This is a genomic window from Aurantiacibacter sp. KMU-128 (assembly GCF_056933515.1).
Genome location: NZ_JBXORT010000001.1, coordinates 2248885 through 2268044, shown reverse-complemented (window position 1 = coordinate 2268044; position 19160 = coordinate 2248885). Strand labels below are relative to the sequence as shown.

At 63.2% G+C, this 19160-nt stretch carries 13 protein-coding genes and 1 tRNA gene; 9 read left to right on the top strand and 5 right to left on the bottom strand.

What is annotated here, in order from left to right:
* Positions 1 to 114: 114 nt before the first annotated feature.
* The 6 genes from ACS0VV_RS11095 to glgX are packed head-to-tail and all read left to right on the top strand — an operon-like array spanning position 115 to position 10859.
* Positions 115 to 2526, top strand: coding sequence for a glycogen/starch/alpha-glucan phosphorylase (locus ACS0VV_RS11095; RefSeq protein WP_483532765.1), 2412 nt, complete (start codon positions 115 to 117; stop codon positions 2524 to 2526).
* A gap of 5 nt (positions 2527 to 2531) precedes the next feature.
* The gene (glgB, locus tag ACS0VV_RS11090; protein ID WP_483532764.1) at positions 2532 to 4685 is read left to right on the top strand and encodes a 1,4-alpha-glucan branching protein GlgB; all 2154 of its coding nucleotides are present in this window, start codon (positions 2532 to 2534) and stop codon (positions 4683 to 4685) included.
* A 36-nt stretch (positions 4686 to 4721) separates the two neighbouring features.
* A complete protein-coding gene (glgC, locus tag ACS0VV_RS11085; protein ID WP_483532763.1) occupies positions 4722 to 5984 on the top strand; it encodes a glucose-1-phosphate adenylyltransferase in 1263 nt (420 codons plus the stop codon).
* 2 nt (positions 5985 to 5986) lie between these two features.
* The gene (glgA, locus tag ACS0VV_RS11080; RefSeq protein ID WP_483532762.1) at positions 5987 to 7441 is read left to right on the top strand and encodes a glycogen synthase GlgA; all 1455 of its coding nucleotides are present in this window, start codon (positions 5987 to 5989) and stop codon (positions 7439 to 7441) included.
* Positions 7438 to 9069 (top strand): alpha-D-glucose phosphate-specific phosphoglucomutase, encoded by a 1632-nt coding sequence (locus ACS0VV_RS11075; RefSeq protein WP_483532761.1) that lies wholly within the window; start codon positions 7438 to 7440, stop codon positions 9067 to 9069. Before glgA ends, ACS0VV_RS11075 begins: the two co-directional genes overlap by 4 nt.
* Entirely contained in the window at positions 9066 to 10859 is a 1794-nt protein-coding gene (gene glgX / locus ACS0VV_RS11070; protein ID WP_483532760.1) for a glycogen debranching protein GlgX, read from the top strand. Before ACS0VV_RS11075 ends, glgX begins: the two co-directional genes overlap by 4 nt.
* 168 nt (positions 10860 to 11027) lie before the next feature.
* Here the strand turns inward: glgX and ACS0VV_RS11065 are convergent.
* Both ACS0VV_RS11065 and sppA read right to left on the bottom strand, forming a co-directional pair.
* Positions 11028 to 11102, bottom strand: a tRNA-Val gene (locus ACS0VV_RS11065).
* Positions 11103 to 11175: 73 nt separating this feature from the next.
* On the bottom strand, positions 11176 to 13080 hold the full coding sequence (gene sppA / locus ACS0VV_RS11060) for a signal peptide peptidase SppA (protein WP_483532759.1): 1905 nt from the start codon (positions 13078 to 13080) through the stop codon (positions 11176 to 11178).
* Positions 13081 to 13194: 114 nt separating this feature from the next.
* Here sppA and ACS0VV_RS11055 point away from each other — a divergent pair, with 114 nt between their 5' ends.
* Genes ACS0VV_RS11055 through ACS0VV_RS11045 form a run of 3 tightly spaced genes read left to right on the top strand, consistent with a single transcriptional unit; the run spans position 13195 to position 16206 of the window.
* Positions 13195 to 14226, top strand: a complete 1032-nt coding sequence (locus ACS0VV_RS11055; protein ID WP_483532758.1) for an aspartate carbamoyltransferase catalytic subunit — start codon at positions 13195 to 13197, stop codon at positions 14224 to 14226.
* The gene (locus ACS0VV_RS11050; protein ID WP_483532757.1) at positions 14217 to 15452 is read left to right on the top strand and encodes a dihydroorotase; all 1236 of its coding nucleotides are present in this window, start codon (positions 14217 to 14219) and stop codon (positions 15450 to 15452) included. The genes ACS0VV_RS11055 and ACS0VV_RS11050 overlap by 10 nt, the downstream gene beginning before the upstream one ends.
* Positions 15445 to 16206 (top strand): SDR family NAD(P)-dependent oxidoreductase, encoded by a 762-nt coding sequence (locus ACS0VV_RS11045; protein WP_483532756.1) that lies wholly within the window; start codon positions 15445 to 15447, stop codon positions 16204 to 16206. Before ACS0VV_RS11050 ends, ACS0VV_RS11045 begins: the two co-directional genes overlap by 8 nt.
* Before the next feature lie 283 nt (positions 16207 to 16489).
* On the opposite strand, the gene ACS0VV_RS11040 is transcribed toward ACS0VV_RS11045, so the two are convergent.
* Genes ACS0VV_RS11040 through ACS0VV_RS11030 form a run of 3 tightly spaced genes read right to left on the bottom strand, consistent with a single transcriptional unit; the run spans position 16490 to position 19145 of the window.
* Positions 16490 to 17974 carry an SPOR domain-containing protein gene (locus tag ACS0VV_RS11040; RefSeq protein WP_483532755.1) on the bottom strand — a complete coding sequence of 495 codons (1485 nt, stop codon included), beginning with the start codon at positions 17972 to 17974 and terminating at the stop codon, positions 16490 to 16492.
* A complete protein-coding gene (locus ACS0VV_RS11035; RefSeq protein ID WP_483532754.1) occupies positions 17971 to 18435 on the bottom strand; it encodes a hypothetical protein in 465 nt (154 codons plus the stop codon). The genes ACS0VV_RS11040 and ACS0VV_RS11035 overlap by 4 nt, the downstream gene beginning before the upstream one ends.
* Entirely contained in the window at positions 18435 to 19145 is a 711-nt protein-coding gene (locus ACS0VV_RS11030; RefSeq protein ID WP_483532753.1) for an AAA family ATPase, read from the bottom strand. Before ACS0VV_RS11030 ends, ACS0VV_RS11035 begins: the two co-directional genes overlap by 1 nt.
* Positions 19146 to 19160 lie beyond the last annotated feature (15 nt).

The window sequence follows — 19160 nt, the reverse complement described above, 5'->3', positions numbered from 1 at the left end:
CCGTACGGGACACAGACTAGTCTGGAGCAGGGCCGGGGTAATCCAATTCAAGCCTGAAATCAGCCGAGCCGACTTCGGTTCGCAGTGCCAATCGTGTGCAGGAGTTAGTGGTTCGTGCAAATCAGTCCCAATCCCGAGGCCGAACTGCTCGAAGCGCGCATTCTTGACGTTCTGAGGCACCGGGTCGGGAAAGACGAACGCGCTGCCAAGCCGCATGACTGGTTTACTGCCGCCGTACTGGCGCTCCGCGACGACGTGATCGATCGCTGGATGGAATCGACCCGCAAGACTTACGAGGCAGATGGCAAGCGGGTCTATTACCTCAGCCTTGAATTTCTGATAGGTCGCTTGCTTCGCGATGCGATGAGCAATCTCGGGCTGGTGCGCGAGATGGAACAGGCCCTTCGCGCGCACGGGCTCGATCTCTCCGCGCTGGAAGAGCTGGAGCCTGATGCCGCTTTGGGCAATGGCGGGCTTGGCCGTCTTGCTGCCTGCTTTATGGAAAGCCTCGCCAGCCTCGATATCCCCGCTTACGGCTACGGCATCCGTTATGTGAACGGTATGTTCCGCCAGCGTGTGGACGATGGCTGGCAGGTCGAACTGCCGGAAACCTGGCTGGCCCATGGCAACCCGTGGGAATTTGAACGGCGCGAGAGTTCCTACAGGATCGGCTATGGCGGCGAGGTTGTCGCCGATGGCGACGCTGTGGCATGGCGGCCCGCCGAGCAGGTTGAAGCCACGGCGTTTGATACCCCGGTCGTCGGTTGGCGCGGCAAGCGGGTCAACACGCTGCGCTTGTGGAGTGCCAGCGCGCTCGATCCGATCCGTCTCGATGCTTTCAACGCGGGCGATCATCTCGGCGCGCTCGCTGACCAGATGCGGGCGGACAGTCTGGTGCGGGTGCTTTATCCGGCGGATTCCAGTCCGGCCGGGCAGGAATTGCGGCTGCGGCAGGAGTATTTCTTCACCTCGGCTTCGATACAGGATATTTTCCGCCGTCATTTGCAGCATCACGGCGACGTCCGCACTTTGCCGGATAAAGCGGCGATCCAGCTCAACGATACGCACCCCGCTGTTGCCGTTGCCGAAATCATGCGCCTGCTGATCGATGTTCATTCGCTCGGCTATGATGAAGCGTGGGACATCACCCAGCGGACCGTCGGCTACACCAACCATACCCTGCTTCCCGAGGCGCTCGAATCCTGGCCACTGCCGCTGTTCGAGCGGCTGCTGCCGCGCCATATGCAGATCATCTACGCGATCAATTCGCGCGTGCTGCGTGAAGCGCGCAAGAACGGCATGGATGATGGCGACGTTTCCGCGATCTCGCTGATCGACGAAGGTGGTGAACGCCGCGTGCGGATGGCCAACCTTGCATTTGCTGGCGCGCATAGCGTCAATGGGGTTGCCGCACTGCATACCGACCTCATGAAAAGCACGGTGTTTTCCAGCCTGCACAAGCTCTACCCTGGCAAGATCAATAACAAGACGAACGGGGTTACGCCGCGCCGCTGGCTGCAACAGTGCAACCCCGGACTGACGGCAACGCTGCGCGATGCGATTGGCGATGCGTTTCTGGATGATGCCGAGCAGCTTGTCGCGCTCAACGCGCTGGCGGGCGACGCGGTGCTGGGTGAACGCATTGCCGAGGTCAAACGCGCCAACAAGGTGGCCCTTGCCGCGCATCTCAAAGAGCTCACCGGTATCCGCCTAGACCCCGACGCCCTGTTTGACGTGCAGGTCAAACGTATTCACGAATACAAGCGGCAGTTGCTCAATCTCGTCGAGACCGTCGCGCTCTACGACCAGATCCGCAGCCATCCCGAGCGCGATTGGGTGCCGCGGGTGAAGATTTTCGGCGGCAAGGCGGCGTCGAGCTATCACAACGCCAAGCTGATTATCAAACTGGCCAATGACATCGCCCGCCGGATCAACGCCGACCCAACGGTTGGCGGTGTGCTGAAGGTAGTGTTCGTTCCCAATTATAACGTCAGCCTGGCCGAGCGGATCATTCCGGCCGCCGACCTGTCCGAACAGATTTCGACCGCCGGGATGGAAGCCTCGGGCACCGGCAACATGAAGTTCGCGCTGAACGGTGCGCTGACCATCGGCACGCTCGACGGGGCGAATATCGAAATCAAGGACCGTGTCGGAGACGAGCATATCGTGATCTTCGGCCTGACTGCGGAGGAAGTCGCCGCGCAGCGCGCGGACGGTTACAACCCGCGCGCGCTGATCGAAGGCAACCGCGAGCTGCACCAAGCGGTCGAGGCGATTTCGTCGGGTGTGTTCTCGCCTGATGACCCGCATCGCTACACCGGGCTGATGGACGGGCTGTACAACAGCGACTGGTTCATGCTCGCCGCCGATTTCGAAAGCTACGCCGCCGCCCAGCGCGACGTCGAGCGGCGCTGGCGCGACCAGCAGGGCTGGCGCAAGAGCGCAATACACAACATCGCCAATGTCGGCTGGTTTTCGTCCGACCGCACCATCGCGGAATATGCGAAGGATATTTGGAAAGTCTGAGGCTCATGAAGCCATCGGGAGAGGCTATTGCTGCGTTGCTGGAAGGGACCCACGCCGACCCCTTTTCGCTGCTTGGCGTTCACGAAGGGCCGGAAGGTTCATTTGCCCGAGCGGTTCTGCCGGGGGCCGAAACCGCCGAGGCGCATGATCTTTCGGGCAAGAAGCTTGGCAAGCTGAGGCGCAGCGATGATCGCGGCCTGTTCGAAGGCAAGGTGAAGGGCCCCCGCCAACCGGTCAAATACCGCTGCACCGCAGGCACGCACGAATGGTGGGTGACCGATGCCTACAGCTTCGGCCCGGTGCTGGGCCCGACCGACGATTTTCTGATCGCGGAAGGCACGCATCTGCGGCTGTTTGACAAGCTTGGCGCGCATCTGATCGAGCATCAGGGCGCACACGGTGTCCATTTCGCTGTCTGGGCGCCCAATGCCAGACTCGTCAGTCTGGTTGGCGATTTCAACGATTGGGACTCTCGCCGCCATCCGATGCGCCTGCGCGGCGATATCGGCGTGTGGGAGATTTTCATCCCCGATATCGGTGCCGGGCGCGCCTACAAATTCAGGATTGTCGCCGCTGATGGCACGGTGCTGCCGCTCAAGGCCGATCCCTATGCCTTTGCCGCCGAACTGCGTCCGGCAACAGCATCGGTGACTGCGCAGCCGGCCAAGCCCGATTGGGGCGATGCCGCGCACCGTGCCCATTGGGCCAGTGCCGACGCCCGCCGCGAGCCGATGTCCATCTACGAGGTTCACCCCGGATCGTGGCAGCGCGACGAAAACGGGTGGTTCCAGACGTGGGACACCATGGCCGAGACCCTGATCCCCTACGCGGCGAAAATGGGCTTTACCCATATCGAGTTCCTCCCGGTCAGCGAGCATCCCTACGATCCGAGCTGGGGCTATCAGACCACCGGCCTTTACGCTCCATCAGCGCGGTTTGGCGGGCCTGATGGGTTCGCGCGGTTCATCGACGGTGCGCACCGCGCGGGCATTTCGGTGCTGATCGACTGGGTTCCGGCGCACTTCCCCGTCGACGAACACGGCCTCGCCATGTTCGATGGCACTGCGCTCTATGAGCACGCGGACCCCCGGCTTGGCTTCCATCCCGATTGGAACACGGCGGTCTACAATTTCGGTCGGCGGGAAGTGGCCAGCTTCCTCGTCAACAACGCGCTGTTCTGGGCCGAGCACTACCATGTCGATGGACTGCGGGTCGATGCCGTCGCTTCGATGCTTTACCGCGATTACAGCCGCAAGGACGGCGAATGGATTCCCAACGCAGAGGGCGGCCGTGAAAACTGGGAAGCGGTGGCTTTCCTGCGGCAGATGAACACCGCGCTGTATGGCAGCCATGCCGGGATCGTGACGATTGCCGAGGAATCGACCTCGTGGCCCGGAGTTTCCAAGCCAGTGCATGAAGACGGCCTTGGTTTCGGTTTCAAATGGAACATGGGTTTCATGCACGACACGCTGCAATATATGGCGCGTGATCCGGTGCACCGGAAATACCATCACGACGAAATCACGTTCGGGCTGGTTTATGCCTTCAGCGAGAATTTCGTCCTGCCGCTGAGCCACGACGAGGTCGTCCATGGCAAGGGCTCGCTGCTCAGCAAGATGAGCGGGGACGACTGGCAGAAATTCGCCAATCTGCGTGCGTACTATGGGCTGATGTGGGGCTATCCCGGCAAGAAGCTGCTCTTCATGGGGCAGGAATTTGCCCAGCGCCGCGAATGGAGCGAAGAACGCGCGCTCGATTGGGAACTGCTGGATAGTCCCGCACACGCGGGTGTCAGCCGGTTGGTGCAGGATCTCAATCACCTCTACCGCGAAAAGCCGGCGCTCCATGCCCGCGATTGCGAGCCAGAGGGCTTCGAATGGCTGGTGGTGAATGATGCAGCCGCCTCGGTCTTCGCATGGCTGCGCAAGGCACCCGGCGCGTCGCCGATCGCGGTCGTCAGCAATATGACGCCGGCGCTCCACAGCCACTACCGGCTGCCATTGCCCTGCGACGGGACGTGGCGGGAGGTGCTCAACAGCGATGCGGAGATTTATGGCGGCAGCGGCCAAGGGAACCTTGGCGCGATTGAGGCACAAGACGGCGCAGCGCAAATCGTGCTGCCGCCGCTCGCAACGGTGATGTTCGAATTTGCAGGATAACAAACGCCAAAAGGCGTGAACCGGGAGAGAAAAAGCATGGTCGAAATACGACAATCGCCGCTGGCGCGTGATGCCATGGCCTATGTTCTGGCAGGCGGGCGCGGAAGCCGTCTGCTCGAATTGACGGACCGCCGGGCCAAACCGGCCGTCTATTTCGGCGGCATGTCGCGGATTATCGACTTCGCCCTGTCGAATGCGATCAATTCGGGCATTCGTCGCATCGGCGTCGCCACCCAATACAAGGCGCACTCGCTGATCCGGCACATGAACCGCGCCTGGAACTTCATGCGCCCCGAACGCAATGAAAGCTTCGACATCCTGCCCGCCTCGCAGCGCATTTCGGAGCAGCTGTGGTATGAAGGCACGGCGGACGCGGTGTACCAGAACATCGACATCATCCAGTCGCATATGCCCAAATACATGGTCATTCTGGCGGGCGATCACATCTACAAGATGGATTACGAGCTGATGTTGCAACAGCACGTCAATTCGGGTGCGGATGTGACGGTGGGCTGCCTTGTCGTGCCGCGCGAAGAAGCGACCGGCTTTGGCGTGATGGCGGTCGATGCGAAGGGTACTATCACCGAGTTTGTCGAAAAGCCTGCCGACCCGCCCGGCATCCCCGGCGATCCCGACCATGCGCTTGCGTCGATGGGGATCTATGTTTTCGAGACCGCATTCCTGTTCGAACAGTTGCGCCGGGATGCGGCAACACCGGGGTCAAAACGCGATTTCGGCGGTGACATCATCCCCTACATCGTGAAGCACGGCAAGGCGGTGGCCCACCGCTTCACCGACAGTTGCATCCGCGCAGCCGAAGAGATCGAGGAATATTGGCGCGATGTTGGAACGCTTGACGCCTATTTCGATGCCAATCTTGACCTGACCGACACTGTCCCCAAACTCAATCTGTATGATCGGGATTGGCCGATCTGGACTGACCAGATCGTGGCAGCTCCGGCCAAGTTCGTCCATGACGAGGAAGGCCGCAGAGGGCACGCGATATCCTCGCTGATCAGCCAGGATTGTATCGTCTCGGGCGCGGTGGCGCAGCGCAGCCTGTTGTTCACCGGCGTCAAGATGGGCAGCTTTTCCAGCGTCAATGAGGCCGTGATCCTGCCGCACTGCAATATTGGCCGCGGCGCGCGCCTCAACAGGGTCATTCTCGATTCGGGCGTTCGCATTCCCGAAGGTATGGTGGTCGGGGAAGATCCGGAACTCGATGCCAAGCGCTTCCGCCGCAGCGAGAACGGCGTCTGCCTGATCACCCGTGCCATGATCGAGAAGCTCAAGGCCTGACAATGCCGCTGAACGTCCTATCGGTCGCTTCCGAAGCGGTGCCATTGGTGAAAACCGGCGGGCTTGCCGATGTCGCAGGCGCGCTGCCCGCTGCGCTTGCACCGCACGGGGTGCGATTGACGACGCTGCTGCCAGGCTATCCGGCGGTGATGCGGGCGGTCAAACGCGGCAAGGTGTTGCACGCTTATGAAGATCTGCTGGGCGAACGGGCGCGGCTGCTTTCCGCAAAGCTCGGCGAGCATCCGATGATCGTGCTCGACGCGCCGGGGTTCTTTTCCCGCGATGGGGGCCTTTATGGCGATCCGGCTGGCAAGGACTGGGACGACAACTGGCGCCGCTTTGCCGCGCTGGGCCGGGCCGCGGCGGACCTTGCCGGCGGGATGGTCAAGCTGCCAAAGTTCGATCTGCTCCACGCACATGATTGGCAGGCCGGGATGGCGCCAGCCTATCTGCGTTTCGCGCCTGTTGCGGGCAGTAAGCCGGTGCCTTCGGTGATGACCGTGCATAACATGGCGTTTCAGGGCTATTATCCGCGCGAGGTGTTCAGGCATATGGGCCTGCCCAAACGGGCTTGGGCGATCGACGGGGTCGAATATCACAAGGGCGTCAGCTTTCTGAAAGCAGGGATGGAGGCGGCGAGCGTGATCACCACGGTTAGCCCGACCTACGCCCGCGAAATCCGGAGCAGCGAATTCGGCATGGGATTGGAAGGGCTTGTGGCGAGCCGTGGTGACCGGGTGCGCGGGATCGTCAACGGCATCGACCACGCCGAGTGGAACCCGGCGCAAGACGTGCAGCTCCCTGCCAACTATACCGCGCGTTCGCTTGGCAAACGTGCCGCCAACAAGCGCGCAATTGAAGATGAGTTCGGGCTTGAGCCGGGTGATGGCCCGCTGTTCATCGTCGTCAGCCGCCTGACCTGGCAAAAGGGCATGGACGTACTGCTCGAAGTGCTTGACCATCTGGTCGGGATCGGCGGCAGGCTGGCGCTGCTGGGATCGGGAGACCGCGCGATGGAGGCCGAATTTGCCGCTGCCGCAGCGCGCCACCCCGGGCGGATCGGCGTACGCATCGGTTATGACGAAGGCCTGTCCCACCGTATGCAGGGCGGCGGCGATGCGATCCTCGTGCCGAGCCGGTTCGAACCTTGCGGGCTGACGCAACTGTATGGCCTTGCCTATGGCTGCGTGCCGGTGGTGGCGCGGACGGGCGGGCTGGCCGACACTGTGATCGATGCCAACCTTGCCGCAATTGCGGCGGGCGCGGCGACCGGAGTGCAGTTCTCCGGCGTCGACTATTCCACGCTTGCAGCAGCGGTCAGTCGGACTGTGGCGCTCTATCACCAGCCAGACGTGTGGCGGGCGATCCAGCGCAATGCCATGAAGGCTGATTTCTCATGGAAAAGCAGCGGCAGCGCCTATGCCGATCTTTATCGCGAACTGGTGAGTGCACAATGACGGCAACAATCCATCCGACGACACCCTTTGCCGGGCAAAAGCCGGGCACTTCGGGCCTGCGCAAGAAAGTCCGCGTGTTCCAGCAGCCCAACTATGCCGAGAACTTCATTCAGGCGACCTTCGATGCAGTCGGGGCTCCGGTTGGTTCAACGCTGGTAATCGGCGGCGACGGGCGTTTTCACAACCGCACCGTGATCCAGATTGCAATCCGCATCGCCGCTGCCAATGGCTATGGCCAGGTTCTGGTTGGCCAAGGCGGTATTCTTTCTACTCCCGCGGCCAGCCTTGTGATCCGCAAATACGGCGCGAGCGGCGGCTTGATCCTCTCGGCCAGCCACAATCCCGGCGGGCCAGAGGAAGATTTCGGGATCAAATACAACATCGCCAATGGCGGCCCCGCGCCCGAAGCGGTGACCGAGGCGATCTATGCCCGGACGCAGACCATCGAACGCTGGATGGCTGTCGAGGCAGCCGACATTGATCTCGATACGCTGGGCAGCTGCGAGGTTGGCGGCATGGCGGTCGAGGTCATAGATCCGGTTGCCGACTATGCTTTGTTGATGGAGGATCTCTTCGATTTCGCTGCGATCCGGCAGGCGGTGGCAGGCGGCTTCACCATGGCCTTCGACGCCATGAGCGCGGTGACCGGCCCCTATGCGACCGAAATCCTCGAGCGGCGGCTGGGCTTTGCGCCGGGAACGGTGCGAAATGGTGTGCCGATGGAGGACTTTGGCGGCCATCATCCCGATCCCAACCTGGTCCATGCCAAGGCGCTTTACGATCTGATGATGGCGCCCGATGCGCCGGACTTTGGCGCAGCATCGGACGGTGATGGCGACCGCAATTTGATTATTGGCAGGCACCGTTTTGTGACGCCTTCGGATTCGCTGGCGATGCTCGCCGCCAATGCCCACCTTGCGCCGGGCTATGCGGGCGGGCTCAAGGGCATTGCCCGCTCCATGCCGACGAGCGCCGCCGCAGACCGTGTTGCAGAGGCGCTGGGCGTGCCGTGTTTCGAGACCCCGACCGGATGGAAATTCTTCGGCACGCTGCTCGATGGCGGCAAAGCGACCATCTGCGGCGAGGAGAGCGCCGGAACCGGATCCGACCATGTGCGCGAAAAGGACGGGCTGTGGGCCGTACTGCTTTGGCTCAACATCTTGGCGGTGCGGAAAATCAGCGTTGATGCCCTTGCCCGCGACCATTGGGCGAGGTTCGGGCGCAATTACTACGCCCGCCACGATTATGAAGCGATAGAAACTGCGCGCGCTGATGCTTTAATGAGCGAGCTGATCGGATCGCTGCCGGGTTTGCCGGGCAAGCGCTTCGGCGATTTGACAGTCAGTGAAGCTGACAGCTTTACCTATACCGATCCGGTTGACGGCTCCACCAGCGCCAACCAAGGCATCCGTGTGTTGTTTGCGGGCGGTTCGCGTGTCGTATTCCGCCTCTCCGGCACCGGCACCGAAGGCGCGACGCTGCGGGTCTATCTTGAACGCTACGAACCCGCGGGCGGTGATCTTGATCGCGAAACGCCGGAAATGCTCACCGGCCTGATCGCGGCGGCGGAGGACATCGCCGGGATTGCGCGCCATACCGGTCGCACCAGCCCAGACGTCGTGACGTGACGCGCAAATACGGCGCGCGAGCGGGCAAAAACAAAACGTATTTCGCCGTCCGTTCGCCTCTAGCATCGGCAGTCTGGCTATGCCTGTTTGATGGAGAGGCCGAAACGCGCATTGTGATGTGGCGCGAGGGTGATGACTGGGTGGCCCAACTTTCCGGAAATCTTGCCGGCCAGCTTTATGGCTATCGCGCCGAGGGTGAGTGGGCACCCGAGCGCGGGCTGTGGTTTGATCCCGCAAAGTTGCTGGTTGATCCGCACGCTATCGAGCTTGACCGGCGCTTCGTCCAGCACCCCAGCTTGGGCGTCTATGGGGCAGATACGGCAGCACTGGTGCCGCGCGCTGTCGTGCCCGGCGCAATGCCCACCGCGCGACACCGCAAGCCGCGCTTTGTGCGCGGCGGACTGATTTACGAAATCAACGTCCGCGGCTTCACCATGCTCCACCCGGACATTCCCGAACCGCAGCGCGGTACTGTGGCGGCGCTGGCGCACCCTGCGGTGTTGGCGCATTTGCGTAAGCTACGGGTTAGCGCGGTCGAGCTGATGCCGGTTACGGCCTGGATCGACGAGCGACACCTGCCGCCGCTCGGCCTTGCCAATGCATGGGGCTACAATCCGGTGGTGCCGATGGCGCTTGATCCCGGCCTGTGCCCCGGCGGGGTCGCGGAACTGCGCAAGGCCGTCGCCGCGTTGCACAAGGCCGGCATCGATGTGATCCTCGATCTCGTGTTCAATCACACGGGCGAGAGCGATTGCCATGGCGGAGTGCTCGCGCTGCGCGGGCTCGACAATGCCGCCTATGCCCATGCGCCCGATGGCACGCTGATCAATGATACCGGCTGCGGGAACACGCTCGATTTCGCCAATCCCGCCGTGCGCGCAATGACCTTGGCAAGCCTGCGGCATTTCGTGCGCCACTGCGGTATCGATGGCTTCCGGTTCGACCTGGCAACGGTGATGGCGCGCGGGCCGGGCTTCTCGCCGGATGCGCCGATCTTCGCCGAGCTGGCCGCTGACCCCGTGCTCGCCGACCGCATATGGATAGCCGAGCCTTGGGATATCGGGCCGGGAGGATACCAGCTTGGCCAATTCCCGCCCGGCTGGCTCGAATGGAATGATCGCTTTCGCGACGATGTGCGCCGGTTCTGGCGCGGCGATGGCGGGATCGGAGCGCTGGCCACTAGGATCGCCGGTTCGACCGACCTGTTCGGCAGCGATTGCCGCAGTGTCAATTTCCTTGCAGCGCATGACGGTTTTACGCTGGCCGATACCGTTGCCTATGCCGTGCGGCATAACCATGCAAATGGCGAGAACAACCGCGACGGCCATGGCGAAAACTATTCTTGGAACTGCGGCGTGGAAGGGCCCACCAGCGATCCGGAGATCGCCGCTCTCCGGAAAGACTACCAGCGCGCTTTGCTTGCCACGCTTTTTGCCTCCACCGGCACGATCATGCTCACTGCCGGTGACGAGTTCGGGCGCAGCCAGGCGGGCAACAACAACGCTTACTGCCAGGACAATCGCACTGGCTGGGTCGATTGGACCGGGCGCGATTGCGAACTGGAGGACTTCGTTGCAGGTCTGGCGCGGGACCGCCAGCGCCGCGACACCGCGCAGAACCGCTTTCCAGAACCTGGTCTGTGGCACAGGCTAGCGGGTGGTGAAATGTCAGTCGCGGACTGGGAAGATCCTCTGACCGACGGCGTAGTCTATCGGCCAGACGACGACCATTCTGTGTGCATTCTTGAAGTGTCGCGGAGGTCGAAAAGCGTGGGTTGGCGCTGCAAATGAGCTCCGGGCATTGTCAATCTGGCAGGGATCGATAGCTACTAGGGTCTGAGCAAAGTTGGGCGCTGCTAAACCGAAGTCAAAAAGCCCGCTTTTAGCCCAAAGGCGCCTACACCGCGCTTCTTATTGTATAAGCAAACCCGAGCCATCTCTTCTAAGTTATTGAAAAGATGGTGGGCGCGGCAAGGATTGAACTTGCGACCCCACCCGTGTGAAGGGTGTGCTCTACCACTGAGCTACGCGCCCGCCGATTCTCGGCAGGGGCGCGCCTTTGCCACGGGGACGCGGCGAAGGCAAGCGCCTCTAGGCTGGTTGATCGTCAGTCGGCAAAAAAGCGGGCAACGAGCCCCATCCAGCCGCCTTCCGGTGTCTCGGACATCCGCGCTTCGGGCTGTGCGCCCAAGACGCTGCATTCGAGGCAATGTGCCTGCACGCCCTCGCGGCCCATCAGCGCTTCGAAATCGCCGAGAATGCTGGCGATCCGCGCCATCTCTCGGCGAGCGAACATGGCTGCGAGGTCGGGGCTGCCGCTTGTGCTTTCAGGGGTTTCTGCGGCGAGCAGGTTGGACAGCAGCGATCCATACTGGTCGGCGCCTTCGCCGAGATAGACGACATCATAGCTACCTTCGGAGAGCTCGGCTTGCTCTGCGGCCCAGGCGATGGCGGTGTCAAGTCCGCCGAACTGGTCGACCAGTCCAAGCTGCCGCGCCGCGCCGCCGTCCCATACGCGGCCTTGGGCAAGCTCGTCGGTCCGGGCGAGGGTGAGCGAGCGACTTTCGGATACGATGCCGAGGAAGCGGGCATAGATGTTTTCGACATTGCTTTGCAGCAGCGCGTCGACTTCGGGAGTGAGGCCGCCCAGCAGATCGGGCTGACCCGAAAGGCCGGTGGTGCGCACGCCGTCAGTTGTCACGCCATATTCAGCCAGAACATTCTCGAAGCTGGGGAACACGGCAAAGACGCCGATCGAGCCGGTAAGCGTTTCGGGCTCGGCAAAAATGCGGTCGCCCGGTGTTGCAACCCAATAACCGCCGCTTGCCGCGTAATTGCCCATCGACACAGCAATCGGAATGCCCGCATCCTTGTGCCGCAGGATCGCCTGCCGGATGGTTTCCGAGCCCGTTACCGATCCGCCGGGCGAATCCACGCGAACCACCAGTGCATCAAGCTCGTCATCCAGTGCTTCGTCGAGTATCCGCTCGATCCGCTCCGCGCCCGCAGAACCGGGGCCGACATCGCCATCGGTGATAGCGCCGGCAATGGTGACGACGCCAATTCGGTCCCCGCCCAGCCATTCGAAATTGGCATCCACATCGGCGAGGAAAGGATCGAACTCTGTCGCGGCAAAGCCGCCGGGTTCGCTTGTCCATTCGTCTTCGCCTACGACCTCCGCAATGCGCTCGCCCCATTCGACGCGGGTGCCGATGCGGTCTGCAAGGCCTGCTGCGAGCGAGGCTTGGGCCAGATCGTTGTTTGATGCGGCGAGCCATCCGGCGACGTCGCCGGTCACCAGATCGATATCGGCATCGGGCCGCGCGGCGGCGATATTGGCGCGCCATTCGCCCCAGATTGTGGCGAGCAATTGCGACATATTCTCGCGCGCTTCTTCGGACATGGCGCTTTCGGTCCACGGCTCGACCGCGCTCTTGTAGGTGCCGACGCGATAGACATTGGCAGTGATATCAAAGCGTTCCAGCGCGTTGGCGTAGTAGAGCTGCTCGCCGCCCGGGCCGGTGATGGCCGCGCCGCCCAGCGGGTTGAGCCAGATTTCGTCCGAATGCGCGGCCAACATCAGCGCGTCATCGCTCATGGCAAAGGCGTAGGTGTAAACGGGCTTGTCGGTGGCCTTGAAGCGTTCCACCGCGTCCGAAAGCTCCTGCATATGCACATAGCCGCCGCCGAGAAATGCGGTGAGATCGAGCGCGAGGACTTTGATGCGCGGGTCTGCCGCAGCCGCGTCGATGGCGCGCACCAGATCCCGCACGGCATATTCGCGCACAGGCGCCGACTGGCTGAGGATCGCCGCGATCGGATCGACCGGCGCGACCTCTTCCACGACCACGCCATCCAGATCGAGCAGCAGCGCGCCATCGCGGACAAGGCCGGGATTGGGCCGCGCGCTCAAAATCGCGAACAGCGCAAAGAAGAACAGCAGCAGGAAGATGAGGGCCAGCGCATCCTTGACGCCAACCAGCAGCTTCCAAACCATGCGTGCGAAAACCATGTGCGAATTTCCGTGTCTACCGATAGAGTTCTGCCACACTTAAGGCGGCTTGGCGCAAACGCCAGCACTAACCGCTTGAGAAGCGCCCCTGTCTCGACTAACGGCTTGGCTTTAATGACAGCATCGACGCCTTCTCCCGCATCCTCCCGCTTTCCCGCGGGCAGGCGCGCCTTTCCGCATCGCAACCTGATCGCCATCGGCGATCTGGAGCGGCACGAGATCCTCTATCTGCTGGCCGAGGCCGAGCAATATGTCGCTTTCAACCGGCAGGCGGCCAAGCATTCGGAGACACTCGCGGGCCTCACCATCATCAATGCCTTCTTCGAAAATTCGACGCGCACGCTGCTGAGTTTCGAGATCGCGGGCAAGCGCTTGGGCGCCGATGTGGTGAATATGCACGCCGCGCAATCCTCTGTAAAAAAAGGCGAAACGCTGATCGATACAGCGGTGACGCTCAATGCCATGCGCGCCGATGCGATTGTGATCCGGCACGGGTCGAGCGGAGCGACACAGCTGATCGCGGACAAGGTCGATTGCCCTGTTCTGAATGCCGGTGACGGCCAGCACGAGCACCCGACACAGGCGCTGCTCGATGCGCTGGCGTTGCGCTATGCGCTGCGGGCGAGGGGTCACGAGGCGGAGGATTTCACCGGCCTCACCGTGACGATTTGCGGCGATATTCTGCACAGCCGCGTCGCGCGCTCGAACATCCTGTGCCTGCAGGCGATGGGGGCGAGCGTGCGGCTTTGCGCACCGCCTGCATTGATGCCGCAAGGCGTCGAGAACATGGGCTGCGCGCTGCATAATCGGTTCGACGAGGCTTTGGCGGGCGCGGATGTGGTGATGATGCTGCGTTTGCAGAATGAACGGATGGACGGCCAGTTCATTCCGAGCCCGCGCGAATATCACCACCTCTATGGCTTGACGCGCGAGCGGTTGGCGTTGGCAGCAGATGATGCGATCGTCATGCATCCCGGCCCGATGAATCGCGGGGTCGAGATCGATAGCGATGTGGCCGAAATGCCGGGCTGCTCGATCATCACCGATCAGGTGGAAATGGGCGTCGCCATGCGCATGGCGTGCCTCGACGTGCTCACCCGAAAAGCGCGTGGGGTTGAAGGTTGGGGAGACGGCGAATGGCTGTGAGCGGTACGCCTGACCTGACCATCACCAATGCGCGCATCGTCACGCCTGATGGGGTGACCGAGGGCGCGCTGCGCTGCGAGCGCGGACAGATCACTGCTGTCGGTGAAACTGCGCCCTCCGACAGCGACAATGTCGTCGATGCCAAGGGCAAGCTCCTCGCGCCCGGCCTTGTCGATCTCGGCGTGTTTGCGGTCGATAGTCCGGCATTCCACTTTGGCGGGATTACCCGCGCGGCGCTAATGCCCGACCAGTCGCCGCCGCTCGACCATCCGGCGCGCATCCGGTTTGCGGCCTATAGCGGCAAGCCCGATCTGTGGGTGCATCCGCTCGCCGCCGCGACGGCGGGGCTCGCGGGCGAACAATTGGCCGAACTGGCGCTGATGCAGGATGCGGGTGCGAGGGCGGTTGCCACCGGTCGCCAGTGGATCAGCGATAGCGGCGTCATGCTGCGGCTGCTGCAATATGCCGCGATGCTCGATCTGGTGGTCGTCACCCATGCCGAGGATGCTGCACTGGCAGGCAAGGCTGTGGCAACGGCGGGCGAAATGGCGACACGGCTCGGCCTGCCCAGCGCGCCTGCCGAGGCCGAGGCACTGGCGCTGGCCCGCGATATCGCGCTCGCCGAAATGAGCGGGGCGCGGCTGCATTTCCGGCAAGTCACCACCGCTGCGGGACTTGATCTTGTTCGCGCCGCCAAATCGCGCGGCGTCAACGTCACCGCTGGCGTGACACCAGCGCATTTCATGCTCTCCGACCTCGCTTTGGGCGATTACCGCACCTTTGCCCGCCTTTCGCCGCCTTTGCGCTGCGAAGCCGACCGGCAGGCGGTGGTCGCAGCGATTGGTGATGGCACCATTGATGTCATTTCGAGCGGCCACGATCCGCGCGGGCCGGAGGACAAGCGCCTGCCCTTCGCCGATGCGGCTCCCGGCATGGCAGGCGCGGAAACGCTGCTGCCGATGACGCTGACACTGGAGCGCGACGGCGTGATCGATCTGCCGCGCGTCTTTGACCTCCTCGCCCGCAATCCGGCGAAGTTGCTGGGGGTCGAGGCAGGCGAATTGGCGGCGGGCAAAGAAGCCGATCTGGCGATCATCGACGCGCATGCACCCTGGATCGTCGATAGTGCAAAAATGGCAGCGCGGGCGGGCAATACGCCGTTCGATGGCCAGCCCGTGCAGGGCCGTGTCACCGCGCTGTTCAAGGGAGGAAAAGCAATTGCCTAAGGATTTCAGCGGGAAGACCGCTCTCGTTACCGGCGCCGCATCGGGCATCGGCGCGGCCTGCGCGCGGGCTTTGGCAGAGCGCGGGGTCGCCAAGCTGATCCTCGTCGATGTGCAGGGCGATGTGCTCGAAGCGATGGAGCTCGGCTGCGAGACGCAGATCCATGCGGGCAGCGTGGCGGACGAGGCGCTGTGGGATGCCATCGAGGCGAGCGGCGAGAAAATCCACGTTTCGGTCCTCAATGCCGGGATTGCAGGCGATGCCGCGCCGGTCATTCACCACACGTTCGACAATTGGCGAAGGATCATGGCGGTCAATCTCGACGGCGCATTCCTCTCCCTGCGCACCGCGATGCGCATGGCGGAAAAGGGCAGCGCGATCGTGCTGACCGCTTCGGTGACGGGCGTAAAGCCGGAAAAGACCATTGCCGCTTATGCTTCGTCCAAGGCCGCAGTGATCCAGCTCGCCAAAGTCGCCGCCAAGGAAGCCGCGCCGCATGGCGTGCGGGTAAACGCGATTGCACCAGGCGGCGTCGACACCGCAATCTGGGATGGCGCGCCGTTCTTCGAGGATCTGGTGGAGAAGCACCAAGGCGATCGCGCCGGGGCACTGGCGACCATGGCGGCGCAGGCAACCCCTATGGGGCGCTTTGCAACGCCTGAGGAAATCGCCGGGCAGATCCTGTTCCTGCTCTCCGATCAGGCGGTGGGGATTACCGGAGCAACGCTGGTAAGCGATGGCGGGTTTAGGTTGTGAGGCATTAGGCAGCAGGCATTAGGCAGTAGAATTTAGCTGAACCCACTTGCCCTGAGCTTGTCGAAGGGCTGTCCTTCCTTTTGGAACCTGGCGCGAGCCAGAAGAAAAGCAGTCCTTCGACAGGCTCAGGACGAACGGCTCTTGGGTTCGCACTGCTGCCTACTGCCTACTGCCTACTGCCCAAAACCTCCCCAAAAGCAAAAAACCCCGCCCGGGGGAGGGCGGGGTTTCCTGTTTGTCTCTTGTGCGTCAACAACAGGAGACGGGGGTAGAAAAACAGGGTTTAGCGGCGCGCCATCCGTACGCCGGTGTCGATCGCGCCCGGCAGCGGGCTCGATGCAGCCCAGCTGATGCAGCCATCGCCATTCGACGAATTGACCCGGCCACACATGGCGCGGCTGCCATTGCGGTCGAAACCGCCAGCCGACACGCGCCAGTAATTGCGGCCGTTCACCACGGCCTGCGTGATGACCATCTCGCGCTCGGCGAGTTCGGGATAGCGGCTCACGTAAATGCCCCAGGCGCGCTCGGCACCTGCTTCGCTGGCAAAGCTGCCAAGCTGGACAAGGTGCGTCGCATTGCCGCTGGCATTGGCCGGCGCGGTCTCAATCGCCGGGCGGGCAATCGCCGGCGTGACGCTGGTGGCAGCGGCGCGCGGAGCAGGAGCGGCACGCGAAGGCGATGCCGCCGGAGCTGCTGCTACGGGAGCAGAACGGGCCGGAGCGGCAGTCGTGGCAGGCCGGTCAAGCGGAGCAAGCGCCGGAGCCTGCGCTGCAACCGCCGGAATGGCCGGAGCCACCTCGGGCAGCGCGGGAGCGGGCGCAGCGCGCGGGGCTTCATTGACGAAAGCCTCGGCAAAGCTGGTGGGTGCGGGGCTGCGTGCAGCCTCGTAACGCGGGGCAGGTGCGCCGACCGCAGGCAATTCGCCGCCTGTGGCGGGAACGCTCATCCGCTCGCCCGGAGCAATCGCCAGAGCAGGCGCAGGGCCGGTCGTTTCGGCTGCGAGGTGTTCGGCGCTCGGCGAATTCACCAGCGCCAGATGCACCGGCTGGCCGCCGTCGCGGACGTTGGCAGGCACGCCCAGCAGACCGGCAACGCGGGCATTGTAAGCTTCGGCATGGGTCATCTGCGCCCATTCGGCCATGCGGGTGCCGACTTCGTGCGCGGGCACATCCTGCGCCACCATCATGCGCGATTCGCGCCAGCGACCGGCAACGGCATAGGCATAGGCGAGGTTCTGGCGGGTCTTCACCGTGTTGTCCCCGCCACGGATGGCGTTGGTCAGCACGTGAATGCCGCGTTCGGGCTGCCCGGCCAGCGCATAGGCAAGGCCAAGGTCGGACGCGGCGATTTCGCCCTGCCAGTCATTGAGCAGCGAGGAGGCTTCGGCGTAGCGGGCTTGGCCGGTCAGCGCGAGTGCGAGGCTGAGCGCGGCACGCGGGCTGCGTTCTCCCAGCGCCATGGCGTCTTCAAAGCTGGTCGAGGCAGCGGCAAAGCGGCCTGCTTCGAGATAGGCATTGCCCAGTGTCATGCGATATTCGGCATTGCGCGGATCGGCAGCAACAGCGGCCTCGGCCGAATGGACGGCGGAGGCGTGCTGGCCATTGGCGATCGCCAGCTGCGCATCGGCAGCGGCAACGCTTGCTTGCGGGCCGGGATTGGTCGCACAGCCGCTCAGCATCACTGCGGCCATCGCCGTGGTGACCCCAAGGCCGATCATCGGATTGCGCTTTTGCACCGTATCCATCGCGTCAGTCCTCTTCTTCAAGACTTGTGTGTGCGCCGCATCTGCGCGGCAAGGGTATCGAGTTCGGGATGTTGCGCCAGGAACGCATCGAGCGCCTGGGTAACGAGCGTTTGTGCGCTGCAATCATGCATCGTGCTCGCCAGCCGCAGTTTCAGATGGCGTTCGGCATCGAGGCGCAGCGTAAATGCCGCGCGCTTGCCATTGTCGGCGCGCGTTTGCGGCATTTGCGAAGGCGTGATCGGCGCGCGCTTGTTGATAACGGGCAGCGAGACAACCGCTGCCGGGACATCCTCGCCCATATCGTTCCAGCCGAGCGCATCCTGGCTGCTGGCAAGCTCGTCAAAATCGTCGCTGAGCTGGGCCATCCGCGAATCGGAGCCAAGCTGCGCGCGCATGGCGGGCTTTGCCGTGCCCTTGCGGGCCAGCAGCATCGGGCCAAGCGATGCGAAGCGGTTCTCTTCTGTCATCGCCGCGCTGCTCATTACTGTGCCGCCCGGCGACCAAAGCCGCCTTGCTGGCTGGGAGCAACCGCCATCCGGCCACCCGGAGCGGCAAATACGGTGCGGCGGAAGTTCTTTTCCAGACGATCCGCGACATAATGCCACAGCGCGGTGACTTCCTGCGCGCTGCGACCTTCGGGATCGACTTCCATCACCGTGCGGCCATCGATCATCGAGGCCGCGAAATCGGTGCGGTGGTGAATGGTGATCGGGGCAACGGTACCGTGTTGCGACAGCGCGACAGCGGCTTCCGACGTGATTTTCGCCTTGGGGGTGGCGGCGTTGACCACGAAGATAAGCGGCTTGCCTGCGCGCTCGCACAGATCGACCGTGGCGCCGACAGCGCGCAGATCGTGCGGGCTGGGGCGGGTCGGGACGACCATCAGCTCGGCCACCGAAATCACGCTCTGGATCGCCATGGTGATGGCGGGGGGCGTGTCGATGACAGCAAGCTTGAAGCCCTGCTGGCGCAGGATCGCAAGGTCATTGGCTAGACGCGCAACCGTGGTCTGCGCAAAGGCCGGGAATTCCGCTTCGCGTTCGTTCCACCAATCGGCGAGCGAACCCTGCGGGTCGATATCGATAAGCACGACCGGGCCGGCGCCGGCACGCTGTGCCTGCACTGCCAGATGTCCGGCGAGAGTGGTCTTACCCGAACCACCCTTCTGCGATGCCAAAGCTAGAACGCGCAAGGCTGTTCCCCCTTG